Here is a 26,202-nt window from a genome sequence, read left to right as displayed (position 1 = left end):
GATGATTGTCACGAAAATTTCTTATCTCGTTAACATGCTGAATCTTATTGAAAAGGGACAAAGCGGCGAAAAAAGCTACGCCACAAGATTAAATAAGCCGACGCAGCTGCCGATAGTTAGACCTCAGACAATACCTGCATAATTAAAAGGCAACAGATGTTCAAACGAATCAAAGTGATAACCTTACTTATCACCGTGTTACTCGCCCTGGGCGCGATGCAGCTCATTTCCGCAGGCGTATTTATTGGCGCGCTTAAAAACGACAAGGAAAACTTTAACGTTTCTCAACTTTCCAGCCAGAATGTGGCCGAGTTTACCGATGCATGGATTAGCCTGAACCAGGCTCGCGTCACGCTCAACCGGGGCATGCTGCGTTTACAGGGCACGATGGCCAGCGATATTAACGGCGGTCAGTTGAAGGAACTGGTGAACACGGCAAATCGCCTGTTGGCCGAATCGAAAGAGCATTACGATACCTACTACGCCTTGCCGGAAACGCCGGGACTGGATGAGCATCTGGCCGATCGACTGGAAGAACAGTACGGCATCTATTCTACTGTGCTGGCAAAAATGAACGCGCTGCTGGCTGAAGGCAAGCTGGAAGAGATGTTCAAACAGAATGCCGAGCAAAAGCAGACGGCCATGCAAGAGGTTTATCAGGAATGGCGTGCCGCGCAAACCGCGCTGGCAAATGAGGGCGTTCGGGATAACGAAAATGACTACCAGAAAATTATCTGGTTGTTATCCGCCATACTGTTGATTGTGTTGACCGTGATTATCGCCAGTTGGCTGGCGATGCAGCGAGTGCTGCTCAAGCCACTCCACGAGGTGATGGGGCATATTCGGCATATCGCTTCAGGTGATCTGACCCATACTATTACTGCTGATGGCCGTAACGAAATGGCGCTATTGGCCCAGAACGTCCGCGAGATGCAGCAGGCGCTGGCGAACACTGTCAGCGTGGTGCGTGACGGGGCTGACACCATCTATACCGGGGCGGGTGAAATTGCCGCTGGCAGTAACGATCTCTCTTCACGTACCGAGCAGCAGGCTGCTTCTCTGGAAGAAACTGCTGCCAGCATGGAACAACTCACCGCGACCGTGAAACAGAATGCGGATAACGCGCGACAGGCGACCAGCCTGGCAAAAAATGCCTCGCAGACGGCGCAGAAAGGTGGAGCCGTGGTCGACGGTGTGGTGCGTACGATGGATGAAATCGCCACCAGTTCCAGCAAAATCGCGCAAATAACCAATGTTATCGACGGCATAGCTTTCCAGACCAATATTCTGGCGCTGAACGCGGCGGTAGAAGCGGCGCGCGCGGGCGAACAGGGGCGCGGCTTTGCTGTCGTTGCCGGTGAGGTCCGCACGCTGGCGCAGCGTAGCGCTCAGGCGGCAAAAGAAATTAAGGCGCTGATTGATGACTCAGGGAATCGGGTTAATGCCGGTACAGCGCTGGTGCATGAAGCGGGTGAAACGATGGCGGAAATCGTCAGCGCCGTGACCCGCGTGACCGATATTATGGGCGAGATCGCCTCGGCCTCCGATGAGCAGAGTCGGGGTATCGATCAGGTCGGCCAGGCGGTGGCTGAGATGGATCGCGTCACGCAGCAAAACGCCTCGCTGGTGGAGGAGTCCGCTTCCGCCGCCGCCGCGCTCGAAGAGCAGGCCGCGCGGTTGAACCAGACGGTGGCGGTGTTTAAAGTGTCGCGCCGGATGGCGGCGTAAACGCCTTATCCGGCCTACATGAGATCGTACAGTCCTTGTAGGCCTGGTAAGCGCAGCGCCATCAGGCATCCCCCGAAACCGGCACTACCGCCGGTTTCTGCGGTTTTGACCGCACCGCAATCACCACGCCTATTATCAGCAGCGCAATACCGCTTACCGTCAGCAGCGGCGGAAATTCCTTGCGCAGAATAAAGGTGTACAGCAGGCCAGCCAGCGTTTCGAAGACAATCAACGGGCCGAGGATCACCGTCGGCAGTTTCTGGCTGGCGACGTTCCAGCACAGTGCGCCAACCCAAGAACACAATACCGCAATGGCTATCATCAGGCCGATAAACACGCCTGGACGCGGACCGAAGGGCAGAGCGAAGTCCGGCGTTTGCCCGTTCAGCCACAGGCAGGCGGCAATATAGCCGAGCAGAGAAACAGGCAGCGTCACCAGTGCCTGGGCCGTCGCCCACATCATCGGGTGCTTATCCGGATTCTCGCGCAGCCAGCGGGCATTACGCAGCGCATACCACGCCCAACACATCACTGAAATCAGCGCCAGTGCGATGCCAGAGCCATATCGCCAGCCGCTAAAGTCAGGGAGTCCCTGATTCAGCTCCGAGATATTCACGCACAGCAGGCCTATACCAATCAACACCAGCGCAGGCGACAAACGCCACCATGATAATTTGCCATCACGCTGGCTGTAGAGCAGGTTAGCGAAGACCGGGATCACTACCGGCAATGTACCAATAATCATCGTGGAGACCGGTGCGCCGGTGCGCTGGATAGCGCTTGCCAGGCAAACGTAATAAATCAGATTGCCCATCAGGGTTAACGCCAGAGCGGTTACCCAGTCTTTGCGCGTCAACTGACGCAGTCGTCCGCGACCCAGCCAGGCAATCGGCAATGCGATCAGCCCCAGCGCCAGATAACGCCCCATCGACTGTAACACCGCCGGGTATTCCGGAACGATCAGCGGTCCAACAAAAATTAGTCCCCACATCAGCCCGGCCAGCAGGGCATACAACACACCGCTAATCATTTTTGACATCCACATCGCTTAACATAAGGTCGAGTGTAGGCAGGAAAAATGCCGCCGTATTGTATGAGATTGCTGATCAACGCCGGACGACTTGTTTCTGATAACGTACCGGCGTAATGCCGTAGCGATGGGTAAAGGCGCGGGTGAGATGCGACTGGTCGGTGAGGCCGGTTGCGGCGGCGACCTCTGCGGCGGGCATACCGTAGGTAAGAAAACCTTTGGCTCGCCACAGACGGATCGCCATCAGCATCTGGTGCGGCGTGACGTGGAAATGCAATTTGAACTGGCGCTGAAAATGCCAGGGACTCAGCGATGCAACCCGCGCCAGCTCATCGAGCGTGACCGGGTGCATGTAATTATCGTGCAGATACTCGCGCACGCGTTCAAAGCGATGCGCCCCCTCCGGCAATACCGGCGCATGGCGGGCCAGCGGTTGGAACGTGTCGATCAGATCGAGTAATAGTCCTTTTTGCGCCAACGGATCTTCGGTGTTCCACAGACCGTGGATCAACGAGCAGATCTGGCGCGAGCGCAGCGGATCGTGACGGGTAACGTCATGGAACCACCAGTGGCGGATCCCGGTGACCTCTTCCAGAAGATCGGGCTCAAGATAAATCATCCGATAGCGCCAGCCGTCGGCGGTTTCGGCCTCGCCGGTATGCAGCTCATCGGGATTCATGGTGACGACGGAATGGGCGGGGGCCACGTACTGCGTGCCGCGATAGCGAAAACGCTCGGCTCCGGCTTCTATCGCGCCAATGCCGAACGCTTCATGGGTGTGCGGCTCAAAGGCGTAACGTGAGATGTGCGCATGATACAGCTCTACGCCCGGCACCTGCGCCAGATGGCGAAAGCGGGCGCTGTCTTTCTCATCAATAAACTGCTCAGGTACACCTTGCACGTTTTCTCTCCCCACGCATCATCCTGTCATTATCAGAGAGGATGCGCGGGGATGCCACCACAATTAACTAATTTTTAACACTTACACGATGCCTTTGACGCTGTCAGCCAGCGAGGTGGTCGGGCGACCAATCAGTTTGCTTAGCGTATGGCTGTCGTCGAACAGACCGCCTTTGGAGGCGCCAGTGTCTGAGTCAGCCAGCATGTCCGCCAGCCCGGCTGGTAGACCAAAGCCCTTCAGTGCGGCGGCAAAGTCAGTTTCGCTCAGGTTCTGATACACCACTTTTTTACCGCTCTGTTTTGCCAGTTCGGCAGCCAACTGGCTCAGGGTCCAGCCTGCGTCGCCCGCCAGCTCATAGGTTTTACCGGCGTGACCGTCTTCACTGATGACGCGCGCGGCGGCAGCGGCATAGTCGGCACGGGTCGCTGAGGCAATTTTGCCTTCACCTGCAGCCCCGATAAACACGCCATGTTCCAGCGCGGCCGGGGCGCTGGCGAGATAGTTTTCGGTGTACCAGCCGTTACGCAGTAGCGCGTAGGCGATACCGGATTCAGCCAGCATCTTCTCGGTTGCCACATGCTCATCAGCCAGCCCCAACGGGGAGGTGCCGGCGTGCAGCAGGCTGGTGTAGGCGATAAATTTCACGTGAGCGGCTTTCGCTGCGTTAATCACGTTGCGATGCTGCGGGGCACGTTGTCCCACTTCGCTCGACGAGATCAGCAGTAGCTTGTCGATACCCTGCAAGGCAGTTGTAAAGGCGGCTTCATCGCTGTAATCCGCCTGACGAACGGTAATGCCCTGCTGACTAAGCGCCGTCGCTTTAGCGGGATTACGCACGATTGCCACAATCTGGCTGGCAGGAACGGTTTTCAGCAGAGATTCAATAACGTGTTGGCCCAGTTGGCCGGTGGCGCCGGTAATCGCGATCATGGGGTGACTCCCTGGTATTGGTCTTGTGTTTAATCACGCTAACACCTAAACTTACTTTTAGTAAGTACGTACAAAAAGGTTAGTATGAAAATGACAGCTTCGACGCTCTCCCAGCAGTTACGCGATGGCAACTTGTTTGCCGAACAGTGTCCCTCCCGCGAGGTGTTAAAACACGTCACCAGCCGCTGGGGCGTATTGATTCTGGTGGCGCTGCGCGACGGTACGCACCGGTTCAGCGATTTGCGCCGTAAGATGGGCGGCGTCAGTGAAAAGATGCTGGCGCAATCTCTGCAAGCGCTGGAGCAGGACGGGTTTATCAACCGGGTATCGTATCCGGTCGTACCGCCGCATGTGGAGTATAGCCTGACGTCGTTGGGTGAGCAGGTGAGCGATAAAGTCGCCGCACTGGCGGACTGGATAGAACTGAATTTGCCGCAGGTTTTAGCGCAGCGGGAAGAGCGGGCGGCGTAAAGTATTGCCGGATGGCGGCTAACGCCTTATCCGGCACTAAAGTTACTTACTCAAATCCAACTGATAAATGGCGAAACCGATGTCATCGGTCGCGACTTTCTTCAGCGGATATTGCCCTTTCTCTTTGATAAACGCCGCGGCTTTATCAGACGGTGATGTTTCAAAGCGAATATCCAGTGGCGTATCGCTGTGAATTGGCGCCAGACGCCAGTTGTTATCTGCCGCCGGGTGAATTTCACCGGCACGCTTCGTCTCCACACCAATCCACGCGGCCAGCACCGAGCGGTTTTCATCCGGAGAAGCAAACGCGATGTGGCTGTCGCCGGTTCCGGCAAACTTACCGCCGTAGGCGCGGTAGTTGTTAGTCGCGACGAGGAAGGTGGCATTCGGATCGATTGGTTTGCCGTTAAAGGTCAGATTTTTAATACGTTCCGCTTTCGGATTAATGGTCTGACATTCCCCGTCGTAGCGGGCGGGTTGTGAAACATCAATCTGATAATTCACGCCATCAATCACGTCGAAATTATAGGTACGGAAGCCATCCCAGTTAATCAACGACTGTGGTTTGCTGCTGTGGATATCAATCTGATTAAACTGTCCGGCGGAACATTCCAGCCACTCTTTCACCTCTTTACCGCTGGCTTTTACCACCACCAGGGTATTGGGATAAAGGTACAGGTCGGCGGCGTTACGGAAGGTAAGCTGGCCTTTTTCCACCTCAACAAAGCTGGCCGGATCGTTCTTACGCCCACCCACTTTAAACGGCGCGGCGGCGGAAAGCACCGGCAGCTTCGCCAGATCCGGATCGCCCTGAATAAAGTGCTCTACATAGGCTTTCTGCGCATTATTCACCACCTGCACAGTCGGATCGTCCTGCACCAGCGCCAGGTAGCTGTACATGTTGTCGGCGGTTTTACCGATTGGCTTGCTGACGAACTCGCGCGTGGCATCGTGATCGGCTTTCAGGATCTCAACGATTTTCTTATCTTCAACGGCCAGTGATTTTTTCGCCGCCGCGTCATAAATCGGACGTGCTTCGGCTTTCGCCTGGGTGACCTGCCATTTCCCGCTGTCGTTATTCAGTACCAGATCGACCACGCCCAGATGATCGCCCCACATGCCAGGCATCACCGCCGGAACGCCGTTCAGGGTTCCTTTAGAGATATCTGCGCCTTTGATATTGGCAAAGTCTTTACCCGGGAAGACGGCGTGAGCGTGACCAAACATAATGGCATCCACGCCCGGGACTTCACTGAGGTAGTAAACGGAGTTCTCCGCCATTGTCTGATACGGGTCGGCTGAAAGCCCGGAGTGAGCTACCACCACCACCACATCCGCGCCTTTGGCTCGCATCTCAGGCACGTATTTACGTGCGGTTTCGGTGATGTCGTTCACCGTCACTTTACCGCTGAGGTTGGCTTTATCCCAGGTCATGATCTGCGGCGGCACAAAACCGATATAGCCTATCTTCAGCGTCTGCTTGTTCCCTTGCTGGTCGACAACCTCAGTGTCTTTGATCAGATAAGGCGTAAACAGCGGCTTTTTGGTCTTAACGTCGATGATATTGGCATTAACGTAAGGGAACTTCGCCCCGGCTAGTGCGTTGTGCAGATACTCAAGACCGTAGTTGAATTCATGGTTGCCGAGGTTACCCACCGCGTAATCCAGCGTATTCAGCGCCTTATAGACCGGGTGAGTTTCGCCCGCTTTCAGCCCCTTGGCCGCCATGTAATCCCCGAGCGGACTGCCCTGAATCAAATCGCCGTTATCAACCAGCACGCTGTTTTTGACTTCACCACGCGCAGCGTTGATAAGACTCGCTGTACGCACCAGGCCAAATTTTTCAGTCGCCGTATCTTTGTAATAATCGAAATCCATCATATTGCTATGCAAATCAGTTGTTTCCATTATCCGTAGATCGACGGTCGCGGCATTCACACTGGCTGCAATCAGCGTAGCCAGAAGCGTTGCACTAAACTTAATCATCAGGGGCATCCTTTTAAGATCTAAGCCACAAAAGAAAATGTATATAAATCTTCTTGCTTACAGAACTGTGAATCATGACATGAATATAGCGTTTAAAACCGCAGACGCTATCACAGTTGGCGGATCCCCTGGCGATCGGGTATAAGTAAAACAACGAGTTAACACCACGAAAGAAACGAGGTGGAGAATGTTAGAACATGTATGCCAGCTTGCACGGAACGCGGGCGATGCCATTATGCAGGTCTACGATGGACTCAAACCGATGGAGATTACCAGCAAGCAGGACGATTCTCCGGTCACGGCGGCAGATATCGCAGCGCACACTGTGATCCTTGAGGGATTACTGGCGCTGACGCCGGATATTCCGGTTCTGTCTGAAGAGGCGCCTCCTGGCTGGGATGTTCGCCAGCACTGGCAGCGCTACTGGCTGGTGGACCCGCTGGATGGGACCAAAGAGTTCATTAAGCGTAACGGTGAATTTACCGTTAACATTGCGCTTATCGAGAAGGGAAAGCCGGTTCTGGGCGTGGTTTACGCGCCGGTAATGAAAGTGATGTACAGCGCAGCAGAAGGTAAAGCGTGGAAAGAAGAGTGCGGCGTGCGCAAACAAATCCAGGTGCGTGATGCGCGTCCGCCGCTGGTGGTGATTAGCCGCTCCCATGCCGACAATGAGTTAAAAGAGTATCTGCAACAGTTGGGTGAGCACCAGACCACCTCGATTGGTTCCTCGCTGAAGTTCTGCCTGGTGGCGGAAGGGCAGGCGCAACTGTATCCGCGTTTTGGACCCACAAACGTGTGGGACACCGCTGCGGGCCACGCGGTTGCTGCCGCAGCCGGAGCGCACGTTCACGACTGGCAGGGGAAACCTCTGGATTACACCCCACGTGAATCGTTCCTCAACCCCGGCTTCCGCGTCTCTATTTACTGAGCAGTTTGTGCAGCAGGGCAATCACCTGCTGCACCTCATCCTGCGTTAGCGCCCCATCTTTTGCCCACTGTACGCGTCCGTCTTTGTCGAGAACGACGATAGCGGAGCTCTCTTCATCCAGTTGCCAGGCCTTACGCGCAATGCCGTTGCTGTCGACAATAAATTGTGACCACGGGTAGAGCTTCTTATTGCTCTCCAGACTGCTGCGCACAAACATACCGGAGCCGGGAATGGCGTCATCGGTGTTGACGATAGTGGTGGTCTGGTATTTATCATGCGGCAGATTGGCCGCTTTGATGGCTTCAATCAGTGTCGCATTTTTCTCTTTGGCGGAGGTACGTCCAGCGATGTGTTGCACAATACGGACTTTCCCTGGCAGTTGCGCGCTATTCCAGCTTTTGTAGCTAAACTTATCGTTATCAAGAATCAGTTCGCCGCGATCGGCAATACCCACCGGCGGCACGCGCTGGTTAGTCTCAAACGAATGTGCGGAGGCAATCATCGGCAGCAGCAGGCACGATAGGGCCAGCAGTTTTTGTAAGGTCATGGGTTTTCCTTCTTTCTTTATTTGGCAGGTGATCCGACCACTTGGGCCTGGAATTTAATCATATGTGCGAATGATGCTTTTTCCCGCAAGCGCGATGCCAGTTTGCGGACGGGCGCACAAATCCTGCGAAAAATGAAGGCTTATACTGAAGACAGCGAAGCGTTGAAAAGATAATTCTGAATAATTGTAACCTGAAGGTAAATAAACTTATACACGCTGGAAACATCGTTCAGATAGTCTATAGTCATAAGGCATTAAAATTTGCGCCTGAGGATTGTCGGACCGATTGTGGTACCGCAAAGGCGTAACGCTCAGCAGGAGATACAATGAAAATTTTCCAACGATACAACCCGCTGCAGGTGGCGAAGTACGTGAAGATCCTGTTTCGTGGACGGTTATATATCAAGGACGTAGGCGCTTTTGAGTTTGATAAGGGTAAGATTCTTATCCCAAAAGTGAAGGACAAACTGCATTTTTCTGTTATGTCCGAAGTTAACCGTCAGGTCTTGCGTCTGCAAACTGAGATGGCTTGATCAAAGTGCTATGCAGTAGTTAAAAAAACGGCTCCTGATGGGAGCCGTTGATGTTTCTGGCGGGATTACGCTTTGGTCTCTTCTTTTGCATCCGGCAGCTTTGGTACCAGAACGGTAGGTTTGCTGTCCAGGCGCGTCACCAGCAGCTGATCGATCTTGTAGTTATCGATATCCACCACTTCAAATTTGTAGCCAGAATACTTCACCGAGTCGGTGCGTTTCGGGATTTTACGCAGCATGAACATCATGAAACCGCCGATGGTTTCATAGTTGCCGGACTGCGGAAACTCGTCGATATCCAGCACACGCATCACGTCATCAATCGGCGTACCACCATCAACTAACCATGAGTTCTCATCACGCGCCACAATCTGTTCTTCCAGACCCTGGCCGACTAAGTCACCCATCAGTGTCGTCATTACGTCATTAAGCGTAATAATCCCCACCACCAGTGCATACTCGTTCATGATGACGGCAAAGTCTTCACCTGCGGTTTTGAAGCTTTCCAGCGCTTCTGAGAGCGTCAGCGTATCCGGAACAATCAGCGTATTGCGGATCTGTACGCCGCTGTTCAGCGCCATGCTTTGATTTGCCAGTACGCGGTTGAGGAGATCCTTTGAATCAACATAGCCAATGATGTGGTCGATATCTTCGTTACAGACCAGAAACTTGGAATGCGGATGTTCCGCCACTTTGTTCTTCAGGCTCTGTTCATCTTCGTGCAGATCAAACCAGATAACGTTTTCGCGCGAGGTCATTGAAGACGGCACGGTACGGGATTCCAGTTCAAATACGTTTTCGATCAGCTCATGTTCCTGCTTGCGCAGAACCCCTGCCAATGCGCCGGCTTCTACTACGGCGTAAATATCGTCCGAGGTGATGTCGTCTTTGCGCACCATCGGGATCTTAAACAGACGGAAAATGTTATTTGCCAGACCATTAAAGAACCATACCAGCGGGCGGAACACGAGCAGACAGAAGCGCATCGGGTTGATGATACGCAAAGCTACAGCTTCTGGCGCAATCATACCGATGCGTTTCGGGGTTAAATCCGCGAACAGGATGAACAGGCCAGTCACCAGGGAGAACGACAGAATAAAGCTTAACTGTTCGGACAGCTCTGGGGCGAAGTATTTCGAGAACAGACCGTTAAATGCCGGTGAAAACGCCGCGTCACCGACGATACCGCCAAGAATAGCAACCGCATTAAGACCAATTTGCACAACGGTAAAGAACATGCCGGGGTTTTCCTGCATCTTCAAAACACGCTGTGCGTTTACGTTGCCTTCATCGGCAAGCAGTTTAAGTTTGATTTTGCGTGACGCAGCAAGCGAGATCTCGGATATCGAGAAAAACGCACTCACGGCGATCAGGCAGAGAATGACTAAAATACTGTTTAACATATCTTATCCGACCGTTAAGGCCAGATCCTCGGAAGGGATAAATTGATAAATCTGTGTGAAATACACATTGAAAACCGGTCCGAAGGGAGTGGACCGGCAATTTCAGGAGCTAGTATAGCGTAAGGTACTGTAAAGCCGCCAGAGGGCGGCGATTATCCTTGCGGCGGCAGGCAAACGCCTATGCCGCCAATGCCACAGTATCCATAAGGGTTTTTATGCAGATACTGCTGGTGATCGTCCTCGGCGTAGTAGAACGGAGTCGCCGTGCTGATTTCCGTCGTAATATCGCGTTCATCGCCTGCGGCGGTCATTGCTGCCTGAAAACGCTCAAGGCTGGCCTGTGCGGCGGCGGTTTGTTCCGGCGTTAACGGGTAAATGGCGGAGCGATACTGCGTACCCTGGTCGTTCCCCTGACGCATGCCCTGCGCCGGATCGTGATTTTCCCAGAACACCTGCAGCAGTTGTTCGTAGCTGATAACATGCGGGTCATAGACGACGCGTACCGCTTCGGCGTGTCCGGTATCGCCGGAACAGACTTCCCGATAGGTTGGGTTAGGGGTATAGCCACCGGTGTAGCCGGCTGCGGTGCTATATACGCCGGGTAATGACCAGAATAAACGTTCAACGCCCCAGAAGCATCCCATGGCGAAATAAGCTATCTCCATACCATCGGGCACGTTGGTCATCGAACGTTGGTTAACCGCATGCAGCGTTGCCACTGGCATCGGGGTGTTGCGTCCAGGTAGGGCATCTGCTTGAGTAACGAGATGCTTTCTATCAAATAAACTCATGGCCGTTCTCCCGAAATCAGTCATTTGGGTTAAGGTTGTAACGAGACGCGTCTTTGCCCAAAATAAACAGCGTGAATGCGTCTAGAGTTAAACATAAGAAATATTTGGGTTGTCGTCTGTTTTTCAACTCTTATTGTTGATTTTTTGTTAAGCCGAGGAACGGCATAGTATTTTTTTCCAGGGGTGGAAAAAAGGATATTCAGGAGAAAATGTGCCACATATCCGTCAGTTATGTTGGGTGGGATTACTGTGCTTAAGTGGCTCCGCCGCTGCTGCGAATGTTCGCTTACAGGTCGAAGGATTATCAGGGCCGCTGGAGAAAAACGTCCGTGCGCAGCTGTCCACGATTCAAAGTGACGAAGTCACACCAGACCGACGCTTTCGTGCGCGCGTTGATGATGCTATCCGCGAAGGGCTAAAAGCGCTGGGCTACTTTGAGCCGACCATTGATTTTGAACTGCGTCCGCCGCCGGCGAAAGGACGCCAGGTGCTGATTGCCAAAGTGACCCCCGGTGAGCCGGTGCTGATTGGCGGCACAGAAGTGATTCTGCGCGGTGGCGCACGTACGGATAAAGATTACCTGGATCTGCTGAAAACACGCCCGGCAATCGGCACCGTGCTGAATCAGGGCGATTATGACAGCTTCAAAAAGTCGCTCACCAGCGTGGCATTGCGTAAAGGCTATTTCGACAGCGAATTTAATAAAAGTCAGCTCGGAATTGCACTCGATCGCCGCCAGGCATTCTGGGATATTGATTACAACAGCGGAGAGCGCTACCGCTTTGGCCATGTCACTTTTGAAGGTTCGCAAATTCGCGATGAGTACCTGCAAAACCTGGTGCCGTTCAAAGAGGGCAAAGAGTACGAGTCGAAAGATCTGGCAGAGCTAAACCGTCGCCTTTCGGCAACCGGATGGTTTAATTCCGTGGTGGTGGCGCCTGAATTTGATAAAGCCCGTGAAACCAAAGTACTGCCGCTAAAAGGCGTGGTCTCGCCGCGCACCGAAAATACCATCGAAACCGGGGCCGGCTACTCTACTGACGTGGGACCGCGGTTGAAAACCTCGTGGAAAAAGCCGTGGATGAACTCCTACGGCCATAGCCTGACCACCAGTGCCAGTATTTCTGCGCCAGAGCAGGTCCTTGATTTCAGCTATAAAATGCCGCTGTTAAAGAACCCGCTGGAGCAGTATTACCTGGTGCAGGGGGGCTTTAAGCGTACCGATTTAAACGACACCGAGCAGGACTCAACCACGCTCGCGGTCTCCCGCTACTGGGATCTGTCGAGTGGCTGGCAGCGTGCAATCAACCTGCGCTGGAGCCTCGACCACTTTACCCAGGGTAACGTCACCAATACCACCATGCTGCTTTATCCGGGGGTGATGATTAGCCGGACGCGCTCGCGCGGCGGCCTGATGCCCGTCTGGGGCGACTCCCAACGCTATTCCATTGACTATTCGAATACTGCCTGGGGTTCAGACGTTGATTTCTCCGTTTTCCAGGCGCAGAACGTCTGGATCCGTACACTGTACGACAAACACCGTTTTGTGATGCGCGGTAACCTTGGCTGGATTGAAACCGGTGACTTCGACAAAGTCCCGCCAGATCTGCGTTTCTTCGCCGGGGGCGACCGTAGTATCCGCGGCTACAAATACAAATCTATTTCACCCGAAGGCAGCGACGGCAAGCTGAAAGGGGCCTCGAAGCTGGCGACGGGCTCGCTGGAATACCAGTACAACGTGACCGGGAAATGGTGGGGCGCGATGTTTGTCGATAGCGGTGAAGCGGTTAGCGATATTCGCAAAAGCGATTTCAAAACCGGTGCCGGGGTTGGCGTTCGCTGGCAGTCGCCGGTAGGACCTATCAAGCTCGACTTTGCCGTCCCCGTCGGCGACAAAGATGAACATGGTTTACAGTTTTACATCGGTCTGGGGCCTGAATTATGAGTTTATGGAAGAAGATAAGCCTCGGGGTACTGGTTGTTATCCTGCTGTTGTTAGGTACCGTCGCGTTCCTGGTGGGGACAACCTCCGGTCTGCATCTGGTCTTCAAGGCAGCTAATCGCTGGGTGCCTGGGCTGGAGATCGGTCAGGTCACCGGCGGCTGGCGGGATTTATCACTGAAAAATATTCGTTATGACCAGCCCGGCGTGGCGGTGAATGCTGGCGAAGTACATCTGGCCGTGGGGCTTAATTGCCTGTGGAACAGCAGTCTGTGCGTCAACGATCTGTCGCTGAAAAATATCAACGTAGCGATCGACAGCAAAAAAATGCCGCCATCAGCGTCGGTGGAGGAAGAAGAGAGCGGTCCGCTTAACCTTTCCACGCCTTACCCCATCACGCTTTCACACGTGGCGCTTAACAACATCAATATCAAAATTGATGACACCACGGTTTCCGTGCTGGATTTTACCTCTGGCCTGAACTGGCAGGAAAAAACGCTGACCCTGAAGCCAACGTCATTGCAGGGGTTGCTGATTGCCCTGCCTAAAGTGGCGGAAGTGGCACAGGAAGAGGTCGTTGAACCAAAAATTCAAAACCCGCAGCCGGATGAAAAACCGCTCGGCGAAACGCTAAAAGATCTGTTCTCAAAGCCGGTGCTGCCGGAAATGGCCGATGTGCATCTGCCGCTCAATCTCAATATTGAAGAATTTCGCGGCGAGCAGCTGCGCGTGACCGGGGATACGGATCTCACGGTACATAACCTGCTGCTGAAAGTGAGCAGCATTGACGGCAACATGAAGCTGGACGCGCTGGATATCGACTCGAATCAGGGGGCGGTAAAAGCCAGCGGCACGGCGCAGCTCACCGACACATGGCCGGTCGATATTACGTTAAACAGCACGCTGAACATCGACCCGTTAAAAGGCGAAAAGGTGAAGCTGAAGGTCGGCGGCGCGCTGCGTGACCAACTGGAAGTCGGCATAAACCTGTCCGGTCCGGTGGATATGGATCTGCGGGCGCAAACGCGTCTGGCGGAAGCCGGGTTGCCGCTCAATCTGGAAGTGGTGAGTAAGCAGATTTACTGGCCGTTTACCGGCGACAAACAGTTTCAGGCCGATGACATCAAGCTCAAGCTGACCGGCAAGATGACCGACTACACGTTGTCGATGCGTACCGCCGTGAAGGGACAGGATATTCCTCCAGCTACCATCACGCTGGACGCTAAAGGCAACGAACAGCAGATCAATCTCGACAAACTCAGCGTTGCGGCGCTGGAAGGAAAAACCGAGCTGAAAGCGCTGGTGGACTGGCAGCAGGCGATCAGCTGGCGCGGAGAGTTGACGCTGGATGGCATCAATACGGCACAAGAGATCCCGGACTGGCCGTCAAAACTGAATGGTCTGGTGAAAACCCGCGGCAGTCTGTATGGCGGAAGCTGGCAGATGGAGGTTCCGGAGCTGAAGCTGACCGGGAATGTAAAACAGAATAAGGTCAATGTGAACGGTTCGCTGAAGGGGAACAGTTACCTGCAATGGATCATTCCGGGCCTGCATCTGGAGCTGGGACGCAACAGCGCGGACGTAAAAGGTGAACTGGGGGTTAAAGATCTCAATCTGGATGCGACGATTGATGCTCCAAGCCTGGATAACGCGCTGCCGGGGCTGGGCGGTACGGCGAAAGGGCTGGTAAAAGTTCGCGGTACGGTTGAAGCACCACAGCTGCTGGCGGATATCACCGCCCGTGGTCTGCGCTGGCAGGAACTTTCCGTCGCTCAGGTACGCGTCGAAGGCGACGTGAAATCGGCCGAGCAAATCGCCGGTAATCTCAATGTTCGCGTAGAGCGGATTGTACAACCTGACGTGAATATCGGCCTCGTGACGCTCAACGCGAAAGGCAGTGAAAAGCAACATGAATTACAGCTACGCATTCAGGGGGAGCCGGTTTCCGGGCAACTGGATCTGGCAGGCAGCTTCGATCGCAAAGAACAGCGCTGGAAAGGGGCGTTGAGCAATACCCGCTTCCAGACGCCGGTTGGTCCGTGGTCGCTTAACCGCGCGATTGCGCTGGATTACCGTAATCAAGAGCAGAAAATCAGCATTGGGCCACACTGCTGGAATAACCCGAATGCGGAACTGTGCGTGCCACAGACGATTGATGCGGGCGCGGAAGGGCGCGCGGTGGTGAATCTGAACCGTTTCGATCTGGCAATGCTGAAACCGTTTATGCCGGATACAACCCAGGCCAGCGGCGTGTTCACCGGTAAAGCCGATGTGAGCTGGGACACCACCAAAGAGGGGCTGCCGCAGGGACAGGTCACGCTAAGTGGGCGTAACGTGAAGGTCACCCAGAGCGTAAACGATGCCGTGTTACCGGTGGCGTTTGAGACGCTGAATCTGACCGCTGACCTGCACAACAACCGTGCTGAACTGGGCTGGCTGATTCGCCTGACCAACAACGGGCAGTTCGACGGCCAGGTGCAGGTAACCGATCCGCAGGGACGACGTAATCTGGGCGGTAACGTCAATATCCGCAACTTCAATCTGGCGATGGTGAACCCTATCTTCTCCAGAGGTGAAAAAGCCGCGGGAATGATCAACGCCAACCTGCGTCTGGGCGGCGATGTGCAAAGCCCACAACTGCTTGGACAACTGCAACTGAGCGGTCTGGATATCGACGGCAACTTTATGCCGTTTGACATGCAGCCCAGCCAGTTAGCCGTTAACTTCACCGGAACGCGTTCGACGTTAGCGGGCGTGGTGCGTACGCAGCAGGGGCAGATTAACCTGAGCGGCGATGCCGACTGGAGTCAGATAGACAACTGGCGGGCGCGGGTCGCGGCTAAAGGCAGTAGGGTTCGTATTACCGTGCCGCCGATGGTTCGTCTGGATGTCTCTCCGGACGTGGTCTTTGAAGCCACGCCGAGTCTGTTTACCCTGGATGGCAACGTGGATGTGCCGTGGGCGCGTATTGTGGTGCACGACCTGCCGGAAAGTGCGGTAGGGGTGTCCAGCGACATGGTCATGCTCAACGACAACCTGCAGCCAGAGAAGCCGCAAAGCGCCGGTATTCCGATCAACAGCAACCTGAACATTCATGTAGGCAACAACGTACGTATTGATGCTTTTGGTCTGAAAGCACGTCTGACGGGCGATCTGAAAGTTGCGCAGGATAAGCAGGGGCTGGGGCTGAACGGACAAATTAATATCCCGAGCGGTCGCTTCCATGCCTATGGTCAGGATCTGATTGTGCGTAAGGGCGAGCTGTTGTTCTCCGGCCCGCCGGATCAGCCGTTGCTTAACATCGAAGCGATTCGTAACCCGGATGCCACCGAAGACGATGTGATCGCCGGCGTTCGCGTCACCGGCACTGCTGATGAACCGAAAGCGGAGATCTTCTCTGACCCGGCAATGTCGCAGCAAATGGCGCTTTCCTACCTGCTGCGCGGACAAGGGCTGGACAGCGAGCAGAGCGACAGCGCGGCGATGACCTCAATGCTTATTGGCCTGGGGGTTGCACAAAGTGGTCAGGTTGTGGGTAAAATCGGGGAGACATTTGGCGTAAGCAATCTGGCACTGGACACGCAAGGGGTGGGTGACTCCTCTCAGGTGGTTGTCAGCGGATACGTACTGCCAGGTCTGCAGGTGAAATATGGTGTGGGTATATTTGACTCCTTAGCGACACTCACGCTACGTTATCGTCTGATGCCTAAGCTATATCTGGAAGCCGTGTCTGGCGTAGATCAGGCACTTGATTTGCTCTATCAGTTCGAGTTTTAGCAATGCGAATATTTGTCTACGGCAGTTTACGAACCAAACAAGGCAACAGCCACTGGATGACCAATGCCCTGTTGCTGGGAAATTTCAGTATCGACAACTACCAGTTGTACAGCCTGGGCCACTATCCAGGCGCAGTTCCGGGGAACGGAACGGTACACGGGGAAGTTTATCGTATTGACAACGCCACGCTGGCAGAGCTTGACGCTCTGCGTACGCGAGGTGGCGAATATGCACGCCAGTTAATTCAGACGCCGTACGGAAGTGCATGGATGTACGTGTACCAACGTTCAGTCGAGGGATTAACGCTGATTGAAAGCGGTAACTGGTTAGACCGAGACCAGTACTGATATATCGCCACGAGAATAAACAACGCCGCCTTCGGGTGGCGTTGTTTATTTAAGGCTTAAAACTCTACGCGCGCGCCGAGATTATAGCGACGGCCTTCCACCTGCGCGGATTCATTCCACGCGGTAGTCAGCTTCGGATCCTCATCCAGCACGTTGTAGACCCCTGCCATCAACTGCGTGTGCTTATTGAGCTGATAACGTACGCCCACATCAACCATTGTGTAGTCATCGTACTTGTAGTTATTACCACTATTGCGGTTACTGCTGCGATAGTTCACCGTACTCCACACGTCGAGACTCTGTGTCGCCGCCCAGGTCAGCGACAGATTCGCCATATGACGCGGATAATCGTTGAGCGCGTAGCCTTTGTTTATGCCGCTTTTCTGTTCGCTGTGGTTCCAGGTGTAGTTAGCGTTGGCTTTGAGGTCGGCGCTAATTTGCCAGTCGGCATTCAGCTCAATGCCGTATACGTCTGCCTCACTGACGTTAAAGTATTTACTGACGGAATCTGCTTTGTAGCCATTCACCGAGCACTGGTTTGTCGCCGTGGTTTCACAAATGGTTTGTTCAGCGATTTTGTCTTTGAACTGGGTATAGAAGACCGTGCTATCCAGCGCCAGCGCATCGCCCGTCCAGTAGAGGCCCAGTTCAGAGTTAACGCTTTTCTCTGGTTTCAGGTCGTCATTACCTACCGTCAGGAAGGGATAAGGCACGGTTGAGCCGTAAGGGGTGACGAAGTTGCTGGAGGTCGCGCGTAGCTCCGGTTTTTTATATCCTGCCGAAATACCGCCCTTTAGCGCCCAGGCATCGCTGAAGGCCCAGTTGCCGTACATTTTTGGCGTAATATGTGTACCAAAGTTATCGTCCTGATCCATACGCGCCGAAGTGGTCAGGATGAAATCGTCAATACTCCAGCCATCTTCAGCAAACAGCGCCCAGCCGTTGCGGCTGATTTTGGTTACCGGCTCTGAGCCGGGCAGCGTTTTGTTAGCCACATCAAAGCGGTCATTTAACTCTTCGCGGGTAAAATTCGCCCCGATGGTCAGTTTATGGTTGTCGAGTGTAAACGTGGTTTGCGAATTAGCGACATAGTTTTCCATCTGCACATACTGCGGGGACTGACCGTCATAAACGTATTTTGAGCGGCCCTTTTCGTAGTTGATGTAGTTGGTCGTCGCGATGGTGTCATCTGCATACCAGCCGGTATGTGTCAGGGTGGCGGCGTTGCGATCGAACAGCCATGACCATGGCGCGCCGCGTTTCTGAGTGCGATTTTTCTCCTGCTCGCCGGTGACAACGTTGAGGTCGAACAGGTTGTTTTCGCTGGCGGCCAGGCCCAGCGTCATATCAACGGATTTACGGTTGTGTTTGCCGAAATAGTCATTGCGATCGTCATCGCGACGGTCGAGCCAGTCAGCCGCTACGCTAAGGCCGAGAACATCTGGCACAATCGGCCCCATGGTAAACAGATTCATCTGGCTGGTATTACCCAAATACTGGTGTTCCTGAAGCCAGGTATTGGCGGCAATTGCCGTCGTCCACTCTTTTGCACCATACGGTTTTTTGGTAATCACGTTGACCACACCGCCGATGGCATCTGAGCCGTACAGCGAGGACATTGGCCCGCGGATAACTTCGATACGCTCAATGGCCTCCATTGGCGGTAAGAAGTTGGCTTCAGTACCGATATCATGGCCGTAGGGGCGTGACTCACCGGTATTTTGTTTGACGCTGTTGACCATAAAAGCGGTATAGGACGGGTCCATACCGCGGATCATAATGCTGCCCGCATTCATGCCGCTGCTGTTGGTAACCGAGACGCCAGGAAGGTTTTTAATCGCTTCACCAATGCTACGGTCCGGCTGAATATCCAGCGTTTTACGATCGATAACTGAAATGGTGGCCGGTGCTTCGCGCTTTTGCTGCGAGAACCCGGATGCGGTGATCACCATTTCATCTTCATTATTGCGTGAGGTTTCGGTGAGTTCTTCTGCCTGAGTGGGGAAAATAACCCCGCCAGAGAATGCAACGATCCCTGTCAGCGTAATAAGTTGACGCGTTTTCATAATATAAGACACCTGAAAAGTAAAAAACAAAAGCATCACCTTGCAACCCGGAAAAGCTGCAAGGTGTAAGAAGCATTTTTAATTATTAATATTTAGAGAGATCGATTTTCAGCACGTAATCGGGCTTTACGCCAATCATTTCTTCCGGCTGTTTTACGCTGACATACAAGGTGTTAGCGTCCTGAGAAAGTGCAAGACTGTTAGGTAACGCAGTGGTTTCAATGCTTTGTTTTACCTGATAAGTCTTGCTGTCCACAATGCTGATGCGCTTTGCATTGCGGTGGGTGATATACACTTCCTGGCGTTTTTCGTTATATATAACTGCCAAAGAGTTAATGACCTTAATTGGCGCAATAACTTTGCCAGTATTAATATCGACAACCAAAACATCTGCTAAATCCGGATCGGTCAGGAACGCGCGGTTATTTTTTGCATCCAGCGCAATATTCAGGAAGAAATGTTTTTTAGTGGGTTCAATGGAAAAGCGGCTAATGATTTTGTGGCTGCTGGTGTCCAGCGTAATCAGCTCGTTTCTGCCATTCACCACATACAGGCGGTTCTTATTTGCATCCACCGCCATACCGGTCGGATACTGACCCATATTTTCAATGGTGGCGATTTTTTCGCGCTTTTGCGTATCCACTACCCAGACAATGCCTTTTTCAGCCACGCCGGAAACGTACAGACGGTGATGCTGCTTATCGAGCACCATTTCACGCGTATGGACGATTTCCTTTGGATTTTTGGTCTCGCTCAGTTGCAGTATCGCCAACTCTTTACCGCTGCGGGTATCAATTAGCGTTACCGAACCTTCCAGCGTGTTGCCCACATATAGCACCTGATTTTCTTCGTCCAGCGCGGTGGCAAAGGCACGACGGCTGGTGTCGATGACTTCGGTGGTTGTGAGTTTTTCCAGATCGAGTTTGTAGATAAGCCCGCGGGTTTTGTCTTTATCAAATGACGGAGACGAGGCGGCAAAGAGCGTGTTCTGCTGACTATCAACCGCCAGTTCATACACGCCGTTCCCGACGTCGTGGGTCAGAAAATCTTTCTCAGGTAGCGTCTGCGCCACGCTGGGCAGGCTGGTAAATAACAGTGCTGTGGCGAGCGCCACACAAGAATAGTGTTTCAGGGACTTCACAGTGTGGAGGTTCATTGACTTTTATTCACATTTATTTACATACTGCGAATGATAATGAGATCTAATCTCATCCGCAATTAAGATAAATGAAATGTGACTACCCAATCTGGTAGGTCAAAAAGAAACCAGCGGGATACCGGGAAAATAAAGGGAGGAAAAGCACAGGCATAAAAAAACCCTTACTAACCAGAGGCTGGTGTTCAGGGTTTTCAGAGCAGGCGAACTTACTTCTTCGCGCGCTCGAAGGAAGCAACGATTTCAGCTTTAGCGGCTTCAGCGTTGTCCCAACCGTCAACTTTTACCCATTTGCCTGCTTCGAGGTCTTTGTAGTGCTCGAAGAAGTGGGTGATCTGTGCCTTCAGCAGGTCCGGCAGGTCGGTCACATCTTTAATGTGATCGTATTCTTTGCTCAGTTTGGTGTGCGGTACCGCAACCAGTTTTGCATCTTCGCCGGATTCGTCGGTCATTTTCAGTACGCCAACCGGACGGCAGCGGATCACTGAACCTGGCTCCAGCGGATACGGAGTCGGGACCAGAACGTCTACCGGATCACCATCCAGAGACAGGGTGTGGTTGATGTAACCGTAGTTGCACGGATAGAACATCGCGGTGGACATGAAGCGGTCAACGAACAGGGCGCCGCTCTCTTTGTCAACTTCGTATTTGATCGGATCTGCGTTTGCAGGGATCTCGATAACAACGTAGATATCTTCCGGCAGATCTTTACCGGCAGGGACGTTGAGTAAGCTCATGTCTGTTTCCTTTAAATAAGCTATGGCAAACAAGTGGCGGGTATTATAGCCAACTCGCGCCGAATGTCTCCGCTTGTTTTCGATTTCGCGGCGCACATTTTCTTCTTTTCCCTTCTCTTTTGTGACAGAAAAATCCATATCTTCAGCCGCATTTTTCATAGTGATATGAAAGCGATTACAAAGTTGTGATTAACGTTTTATTTACTTTTTTGAAGTGTGATGTAACGCAATTCGTTACATGCTCAATTGTCTATAGTTTTTTCGCGACTGTTTATTAACCAACAATAATCCCCCTACGAGGACGCACTTATGTGGAAGCGCTTACTTTTAGTCACAGCAGTTTCGACAGCCATGTCGTCTATGGCATTGGCAGCCCCTTTAACCGTAGGATTTTCGCAGGTTGGCTCTGAATCCGGCTGGCGCGCGGCGGAAACCAATGTGGCGAAAAGCGAGGCCGAAAAGCGAGGTATTACGCTGAAAATCGCTGACGGCCAGCAAAAACAGGAAAACCAGATTAAAGCCGTACGCTCATTTGTTGCGCAGGGCGTAGATGCCATCTTCATTGCGCCGGTCGTGGCAACGGGTTGGGAGCCGGTGTTAAAAGAAGCGAAAGATGCCAACATTCCGGTCTTTTTGCTCGATCGTTCCATCGATGTAAAAGACAAATCTCTCTATATGACCACCGTTACCGCCAATAACGTGCTGGAAGGTAAATTAATCGGCGACTGGCTGATTAAAGAGGTGAATGGCAAACCGTGTAACGTCGTTGAGCTGCAAGGGACCGTCGGGGCCAGCGTGGCGATTGACCGTAAAAAAGGTTTTGCCGAAGCCATCGCCAGCGCGCCAAACATCAAAATTATTCGCTCTCAGTCCGGGGACTTCACCCGCAGCAAAGGCAAAGAAGTGATGGAGAGCTTTATCAAAGCTGAAAACAACGGCAAGAACATCTGCATGGTTTACGCTCACAACGATGACATGGTGATCGGGGCTATCCAGGCGATCAAAGAAGCGGGTCTGAAGCCGGGCAAAGATATTCTGACCGGTTCAATCGACGGCGTACCGGATATCTATAAAGCGATGATTGATGGCGAAGCCAACGCCAGCGTCGAACTGACGCCAAATATGGCGGGGCCGGCATTCGACGCGCTGGAGAAATTCAAAAAAGACGGCACGATGCCTGAGAAGCTGACCATTACCAAATCTATCCTCTATCTGCCGGATACGGCGAAAGAAGAGTTAGAGAAGAAGAAAAACATGGGCTACTAGTTTTGCTGTCGGTCTTCCGTAGGCCGGATAAGGCGTTACGCCGCCATCCGGTATTTATTGCCTGATGGCGCTGCGCTTATCAGGCCTACGAAACGCCGTGATTTCGTTCCGGAGGAATACCATGACCACCGACCAACATCAGGAGATCCTCCGCACCGAAGGATTAAGTAAATTTTTTCCCGGCGTCAAAGCACTGGATAACGTGGATTTCAGTCTGCGTCGGGGCGAGATTATGGCGCTGCTGGGGGAAAACGGAGCCGGCAAATCGACGCTCATCAAAGCGCTGACCGGCGTTTACCATGCAGATCGCGGCACTATCTGGCTCGAAGGCCAACCGATCTCCCCCAAAAACACCGCCCATGCCCAGCAACTGGGGATTGGCACCGTGTACCAGGAAGTGAACCTGCTGCCCAATATGTCGGTTGCCGATAACTTATTTATTGGCCGTGAGCCGCGGCGTTTTGGCCTGTTACAGCGTAAGCAGATGGAAAAACGCGCCACGGAGCTGATGGCGTCATACGGTTTTTCCCTCGACGTCCGCGAGCCGCTGAACCGCTTTTCCGTGGCGATGCAGCAGATAGTTGCCATCTGTCGGGCAATAGATCTCTCCGCGAAAGTGCTGATCCTCGACGAACCCACCGCCAGCCTCGATACCCAGGAAGTTGAAATGCTGTTCGGCCTGATGCGTCATCTGCGCGATCGCGGTGTCAGCCTGATCTTCGTCACCCATTTTCTCGATCAGGTTTATCAGGTCAGCGATCGTATCACCGTCCTGCGTAACGGCGGCTTCGTTGGCTGCCGTGAAACCCGGGAATTACCGCAAATTGAACTGGTCAAAATGATGCTGGGTCGCGAACTGGATACCCATGCGCTACAGCGTGCGGGCCGCACATTGCTGAGCGATAAGCCGGTGGCGGCCTTTAGCGGCTTTGGCAAGAAAGGCACCATCGCGCCGTTTGATCTACAGGTGCGTCCCGGCGAGATCGTCGGTCTCGCCGGACTGCTGGGATCCGGGCGAACGGAAACGGCCGAGGTGATCTTCGGCATTAAACCCGCCGACAGCGGCAGTGCGCTGATCAAAGGCAAACCGCAGACCTTGCGATCGCCGCATCAGGCTTCGTGTCTGGGGATCGGCTTCTGTCCGGAGGATCGCAAAACGGATGGCATCATCGCCGCGGCTTCGGTACGGGAAAATATCATTCTGGCCCTGCAGGCGCAGCGTGGCTGGCTGCGGCCTATCCCACGGAAAGAACAAAACGAGATTGCCGAGCGTTTTATCCGCCAGCTCGGAATTCGCACCCCCAACGCTGAACAGCCGATCGAGTTTCTCTCCGGCGGCAATCAGCAAAAAGTATTGCTCTCGCGCTGGTTGCTGACCAAACCGCAGTTCCTGATCCTCGATGAACCCACGCGTGGGATCGACGTCGGCGCGCATGCGGAGATTATCCGACTGATCGAAACGCTGTGCGCGGATGGTCTGGCGCTGCTGGTCATTTCATCCGAACTGGAAGAGTTAGTGGGCTATGCCGATCGGGTCATTATTATGCGCGATCGCAAACAGGTGGCCGAGATCCCACTGGCTGAACTGTCCGTACCGGCGATCATGAACGCCATTGCGGCCTAAGGAGACTATGGTGATGCCTCAATCTCTCCCTCAATCCAATCCGCCTAAACGGCGGTTCCGTTGGCCAAAGGGGATGCCACAACTGGTGGCGTTACTGCTGGTGCTGCTGGTGGATAGCCTGGTCGCCCCGCACTTCTACCAGGTGATTTTGCAGGATGGTCGGCTGTTTGGTAGCCCGATTGATATTCTCAACCGTGCCGCTCCCGTGGCGCTGCTGGCGATTGGTATGACGCTGGTGATTGCCACTGGCGGCATCGATCTTTCCGTTGGCGCGGTGATGGCTATTGCAGGAGCGACCACCGCGGCGATGACGGTGGCCGGGCACAGTTTGCCGGTGGTGCTGCTTGCCGCCTTAGGCTCCGGCATTCTGGCCGGGTTGTGGAACGGGATTCTGGTGGCAATCCTCAAGATCCAGCCGTTTGTTGCGACACTTATCCTGATGGTGGCCGGGCGTGGAGTGGCGCAGCTTATCACTTCCGGGCAGATCGTCACTTTCAACTCGCCCGAGCTGTCGTGGTTTGGCAGCGGCTCGCTGTTACTGTTCCCCACGCCGGTGATTATCGCGCTGCTGACGCTGGTCGCCTTTTGGCTGCTAACGCGTAAAACGGCGCTGGGCATGTTCATTGAAGCGGTGGGCATTAACATTCGTGCGGCGAAAAACGCCGGGGTGAATACCCGCATCATTGTGATGCTCACTTATGTGCTGAGCGGCCTGTGTGCGGCTATCGCCGGTATTATCGTCACGGCGGATATTCGTGGGGCAGATGCCAATAACGCCGGATTATGGCTGGAGCTGGATGCCATCCTGGCGGTGGTTATTGGCGGTGGCTCGCTGATGGGCGGGCGCTTTAACCTGCTGCTATCGGTAATTGGCGCGTTGATCATTCAGGGGATGAACACCGGGATTTTGCTGTCGGGCTTCCAGCCGGAACTGAATCAGGTGGTCAAAGCCATCGTGGTGTTGTGCGTGCTGGTCGTGCAGTCACAACGCTTTATCAGCCTGATAAAAGGAGTGCGCGGTCATGATAAAACGTAATTTACCGCTGATGATCACCCTCGGCGTGTTTGTGCTGGGCTACCTTTACTGCCTGACGCAATTCCCGGCTTTTGCTTCCACCCGGGTGATTTGCAATATCCTGACCGATAACGCTTTTTTAGGGATTATTGCCGTGGGCATGACTTTCGTCATTCTCTCCGGGGGGATTGATCTTTCCGTCGGGTCGGTGATTGCCTTTACGGGGGTATTTTTAGCAAAGGCGATTGGTTACTGGGGGATTTCGCCACTGCTGGCGTTTCCTTTGATTCTGGCAATGGGCTGCGCGTTTGGCGCGTTTATGGGGCTACTGATTGATGCGCTGAAGATCCCGGCATTTATTATCACTCTGGCGGGAATGTTCTTCCTGCGCGGCGTCAGCTATCTGGTTTCAGAAGAATCCATCCCAATTAACCATCCGATTTATGACACGCTCTCCAGTCTGGCATGGAAAATTCCTGGCGGCGGTCGCCTGAGCGCGATGGGGTTGTTAATGCTGGGCGTGGTGGTGATTGGCATCTTCCTTGCGCACCGTACGCGCTTTGGTAATCAGGTTTACGCCATTGGCGGCAACGCCACCTCTGCTAACCTGATGGGCATTTCTACTCGCAGCACAACGATCCGCATTTATATGCTGTCTACCGGGCTTGCTACGCTGGCCGGCATTGTCTTTTCCATTTACACCCAGGCGGGTTATGCGCTGGCGGGCGTTGGCGTTGAGCTGGATGCGATTGCCTCAGTGGTGATTGGCGGAACGCTGCTAAGCGGCGGCGTGGGAACGGTGTTGGGTACGCTATTTGGCGTGGCGATCCAAGGGCTGATCCAGACCTACATTAATTTTGATGGCACATTAAGTTCCTGGTGGACGAAGATCGCGATTGGCATTTTATTGTTTATTTTTATAGCGTTACAACGCGGCCTGACGGTGCTTTGGGAAAATCGTCAAAGCTCGCCGGTTACCCGAGTGGGTACGGCGGCAACACCAAAGTAACATCCTGATTTTGCAC

At 53.6% G+C, this 26,202-nt stretch carries 21 protein-coding genes; 11 read left to right on the top strand and 10 right to left on the bottom strand.

Features of this window, described 5'->3' with window-relative positions; translation table 11 throughout:
- The first annotated feature begins 156 nt into the window (after positions 1-156).
- Complete coding sequence (locus HV041_RS17740) at positions 157-1,728, top strand: methyl-accepting chemotaxis protein (protein WP_121585381.1); 1,572 nt, start codon at positions 157-159, stop codon at positions 1,726-1,728.
- Positions 1,729-1,789: 61 nt separating this feature from the next.
- Here the strand turns inward: HV041_RS17740 and HV041_RS17735 are convergent, their stop codons facing one another.
- The 3 genes from HV041_RS17735 to HV041_RS17725 form a co-directional block, all read right to left on the bottom strand.
- Positions 1,790-2,758: a DMT family transporter gene (locus tag HV041_RS17735; protein ID WP_121585382.1), complete on the bottom strand. Its 969-nt coding sequence runs from the start codon at positions 2,756-2,758 to the stop codon at positions 1,790-1,792.
- A gap of 76 nt (positions 2,759-2,834) precedes the next feature.
- On the bottom strand, positions 2,835-3,659 hold the full coding sequence (locus HV041_RS17730; protein ID WP_048213486.1) for an AraC family transcriptional regulator: 825 nt from the start codon (positions 3,657-3,659) through the stop codon (positions 2,835-2,837).
- An 81-nt stretch (positions 3,660-3,740) separates the two neighbouring features.
- Positions 3,741-4,589 carry an SDR family oxidoreductase gene (locus tag HV041_RS17725; protein WP_121585383.1) on the bottom strand — a complete coding sequence of 283 codons (849 nt, stop codon included), beginning with the start codon at positions 4,587-4,589 and terminating at the stop codon, positions 3,741-3,743.
- 90 nt (positions 4,590-4,679) lie between these two features.
- On the opposite strand from HV041_RS17725, the gene HV041_RS17720 reads away from it, so the two are divergent.
- Complete coding sequence (locus tag HV041_RS17720) at positions 4,680-5,060, top strand: helix-turn-helix domain-containing protein (RefSeq protein ID WP_048213485.1); 381 nt, start codon at positions 4,680-4,682, stop codon at positions 5,058-5,060.
- Positions 5,061-5,102: 42 nt separating this feature from the next.
- Here the strand turns inward: HV041_RS17720 and cpdB are convergent, their stop codons facing one another.
- Positions 5,103-7,046 (bottom strand): 2',3'-cyclic-nucleotide 2'-phosphodiesterase, encoded by a 1,944-nt coding sequence (gene cpdB, locus HV041_RS17715; protein WP_182294251.1) that lies wholly within the window; start codon positions 7,044-7,046, stop codon positions 5,103-5,105.
- Between the two features lie 187 nt (positions 7,047-7,233).
- Between cpdB and cysQ the strand changes: the two genes are divergently transcribed.
- A complete protein-coding gene (cysQ, locus tag HV041_RS17710; protein WP_115601090.1) occupies positions 7,234-7,974 on the top strand; it encodes a 3'(2'),5'-bisphosphate nucleotidase CysQ in 741 nt (246 codons plus the stop codon).
- On the opposite strand, the gene HV041_RS17705 is transcribed toward cysQ, so the two are convergent.
- A complete protein-coding gene (locus HV041_RS17705; RefSeq protein ID WP_048212864.1) occupies positions 7,964-8,521 on the bottom strand; it encodes a YtfJ family protein in 558 nt (185 codons plus the stop codon). The two genes, cysQ and HV041_RS17705, sit on opposite strands and share 11 nt — an antisense overlap.
- 326 nt (positions 8,522-8,847) lie before the next feature.
- Between HV041_RS17705 and HV041_RS17700 the strand changes: the two genes are divergently transcribed.
- A complete protein-coding gene (locus HV041_RS17700; RefSeq protein WP_003025710.1) occupies positions 8,848-9,054 on the top strand; it encodes a DUF1107 domain-containing protein in 207 nt (68 codons plus the stop codon).
- Positions 9,055-9,119: 65 nt separating this feature from the next.
- On the opposite strand, the gene HV041_RS17695 is transcribed toward HV041_RS17700, so the two are convergent.
- Together HV041_RS17695 and msrA are read right to left on the bottom strand one after the other, a co-directional pair.
- The gene (locus HV041_RS17695; protein WP_061067115.1) at positions 9,120-10,457 is read right to left on the bottom strand and encodes a hemolysin family protein; all 1,338 of its coding nucleotides are present in this window, start codon (positions 10,455-10,457) and stop codon (positions 9,120-9,122) included.
- A gap of 152 nt (positions 10,458-10,609) precedes the next feature.
- Positions 10,610-11,248, bottom strand: a complete 639-nt coding sequence (msrA, locus tag HV041_RS17690) for a peptide-methionine (S)-S-oxide reductase MsrA (protein WP_121585385.1) — start codon at positions 11,246-11,248, stop codon at positions 10,610-10,612.
- Positions 11,249-11,459: 211 nt separating this feature from the next.
- On the opposite strand from msrA, the gene tamA reads away from it, so the two are divergent.
- From tamA to HV041_RS17675, 3 genes are read left to right on the top strand one after another with little or no spacing between them, the layout of a single operon-like run.
- Positions 11,460-13,193 (top strand): autotransporter assembly complex protein TamA, encoded by a 1,734-nt coding sequence (tamA, locus tag HV041_RS17685; protein WP_048212861.1) that lies wholly within the window; start codon positions 11,460-11,462, stop codon positions 13,191-13,193.
- Positions 13,190-16,966, top strand: coding sequence for an autotransporter assembly complex protein TamB (gene tamB, locus HV041_RS17680; RefSeq protein ID WP_121585386.1), 3,777 nt, complete (start codon positions 13,190-13,192; stop codon positions 16,964-16,966). The genes tamA and tamB overlap by 4 nt, the downstream gene beginning before the upstream one ends.
- A gap of 2 nt (positions 16,967-16,968) precedes the next feature.
- A complete protein-coding gene (locus HV041_RS17675) occupies positions 16,969-17,313 on the top strand; it encodes a gamma-glutamylcyclotransferase (RefSeq protein WP_048212859.1) in 345 nt (114 codons plus the stop codon).
- A 56-nt stretch (positions 17,314-17,369) separates the two neighbouring features.
- Here the strand turns inward: HV041_RS17675 and HV041_RS17670 are convergent, their stop codons facing one another.
- The 3 genes from HV041_RS17670 to ppa all read right to left on the bottom strand — a co-directional run bounded on the left by HV041_RS17670 (position 17,370) and on the right by ppa (position 21,272).
- Positions 17,370-19,379 carry a TonB-dependent receptor gene (locus tag HV041_RS17670; RefSeq protein WP_121585387.1) on the bottom strand — a complete coding sequence of 670 codons (2,010 nt, stop codon included), beginning with the start codon at positions 19,377-19,379 and terminating at the stop codon, positions 17,370-17,372.
- 85 nt (positions 19,380-19,464) lie between these two features.
- Complete coding sequence (locus HV041_RS17665) at positions 19,465-20,535, bottom strand: YncE family protein (protein WP_121585388.1); 1,071 nt, start codon at positions 20,533-20,535, stop codon at positions 19,465-19,467.
- Positions 20,536-20,744: 209 nt separating this feature from the next.
- Complete coding sequence (gene ppa / locus HV041_RS17660) at positions 20,745-21,272, bottom strand: inorganic diphosphatase (protein WP_048212857.1); 528 nt, start codon at positions 21,270-21,272, stop codon at positions 20,745-20,747.
- 309 nt (positions 21,273-21,581) lie between these two features.
- Between ppa and ytfQ the strand changes: the two genes are divergently transcribed.
- From ytfQ to yjfF, 4 genes are all read left to right on the top strand, one after another.
- Positions 21,582-22,538: a galactofuranose ABC transporter substrate-binding protein YtfQ gene (ytfQ, locus tag HV041_RS17655; protein ID WP_048212856.1), complete on the top strand. Its 957-nt coding sequence runs from the start codon at positions 21,582-21,584 to the stop codon at positions 22,536-22,538.
- 121 nt (positions 22,539-22,659) lie between these two features.
- Positions 22,660-24,162, top strand: a complete 1,503-nt coding sequence (gene ytfR, locus HV041_RS17650; RefSeq protein WP_048212855.1) for a galactofuranose ABC transporter, ATP-binding protein YtfR — start codon at positions 22,660-22,662, stop codon at positions 24,160-24,162.
- Between the two features lie 13 nt (positions 24,163-24,175).
- Entirely contained in the window at positions 24,176-25,198 is a 1,023-nt protein-coding gene (ytfT, locus tag HV041_RS17645; RefSeq protein ID WP_153070221.1) for a galactofuranose ABC transporter, ATP-binding protein YtfT, read from the top strand.
- Positions 25,185-26,186, top strand: coding sequence for a galactofuranose ABC transporter, permease protein YjfF (gene yjfF, locus HV041_RS17640; protein WP_101742929.1), 1,002 nt, complete (start codon positions 25,185-25,187; stop codon positions 26,184-26,186). The genes ytfT and yjfF overlap by 14 nt, the downstream gene beginning before the upstream one ends.
- Positions 26,187-26,202: the final 16 nt, after the last annotated feature.

It is taken from the genome of Citrobacter sp. RHBSTW-00029, assembly GCF_014104295.1.
Classification (GTDB): Bacteria; Pseudomonadota; Gammaproteobacteria; order Enterobacterales; family Enterobacteriaceae; genus Citrobacter; species Citrobacter youngae.
The sequence above is the reverse complement of the archived record's forward strand: the minus strand, read 5'-3'. Positions and strand labels throughout refer to the sequence as shown.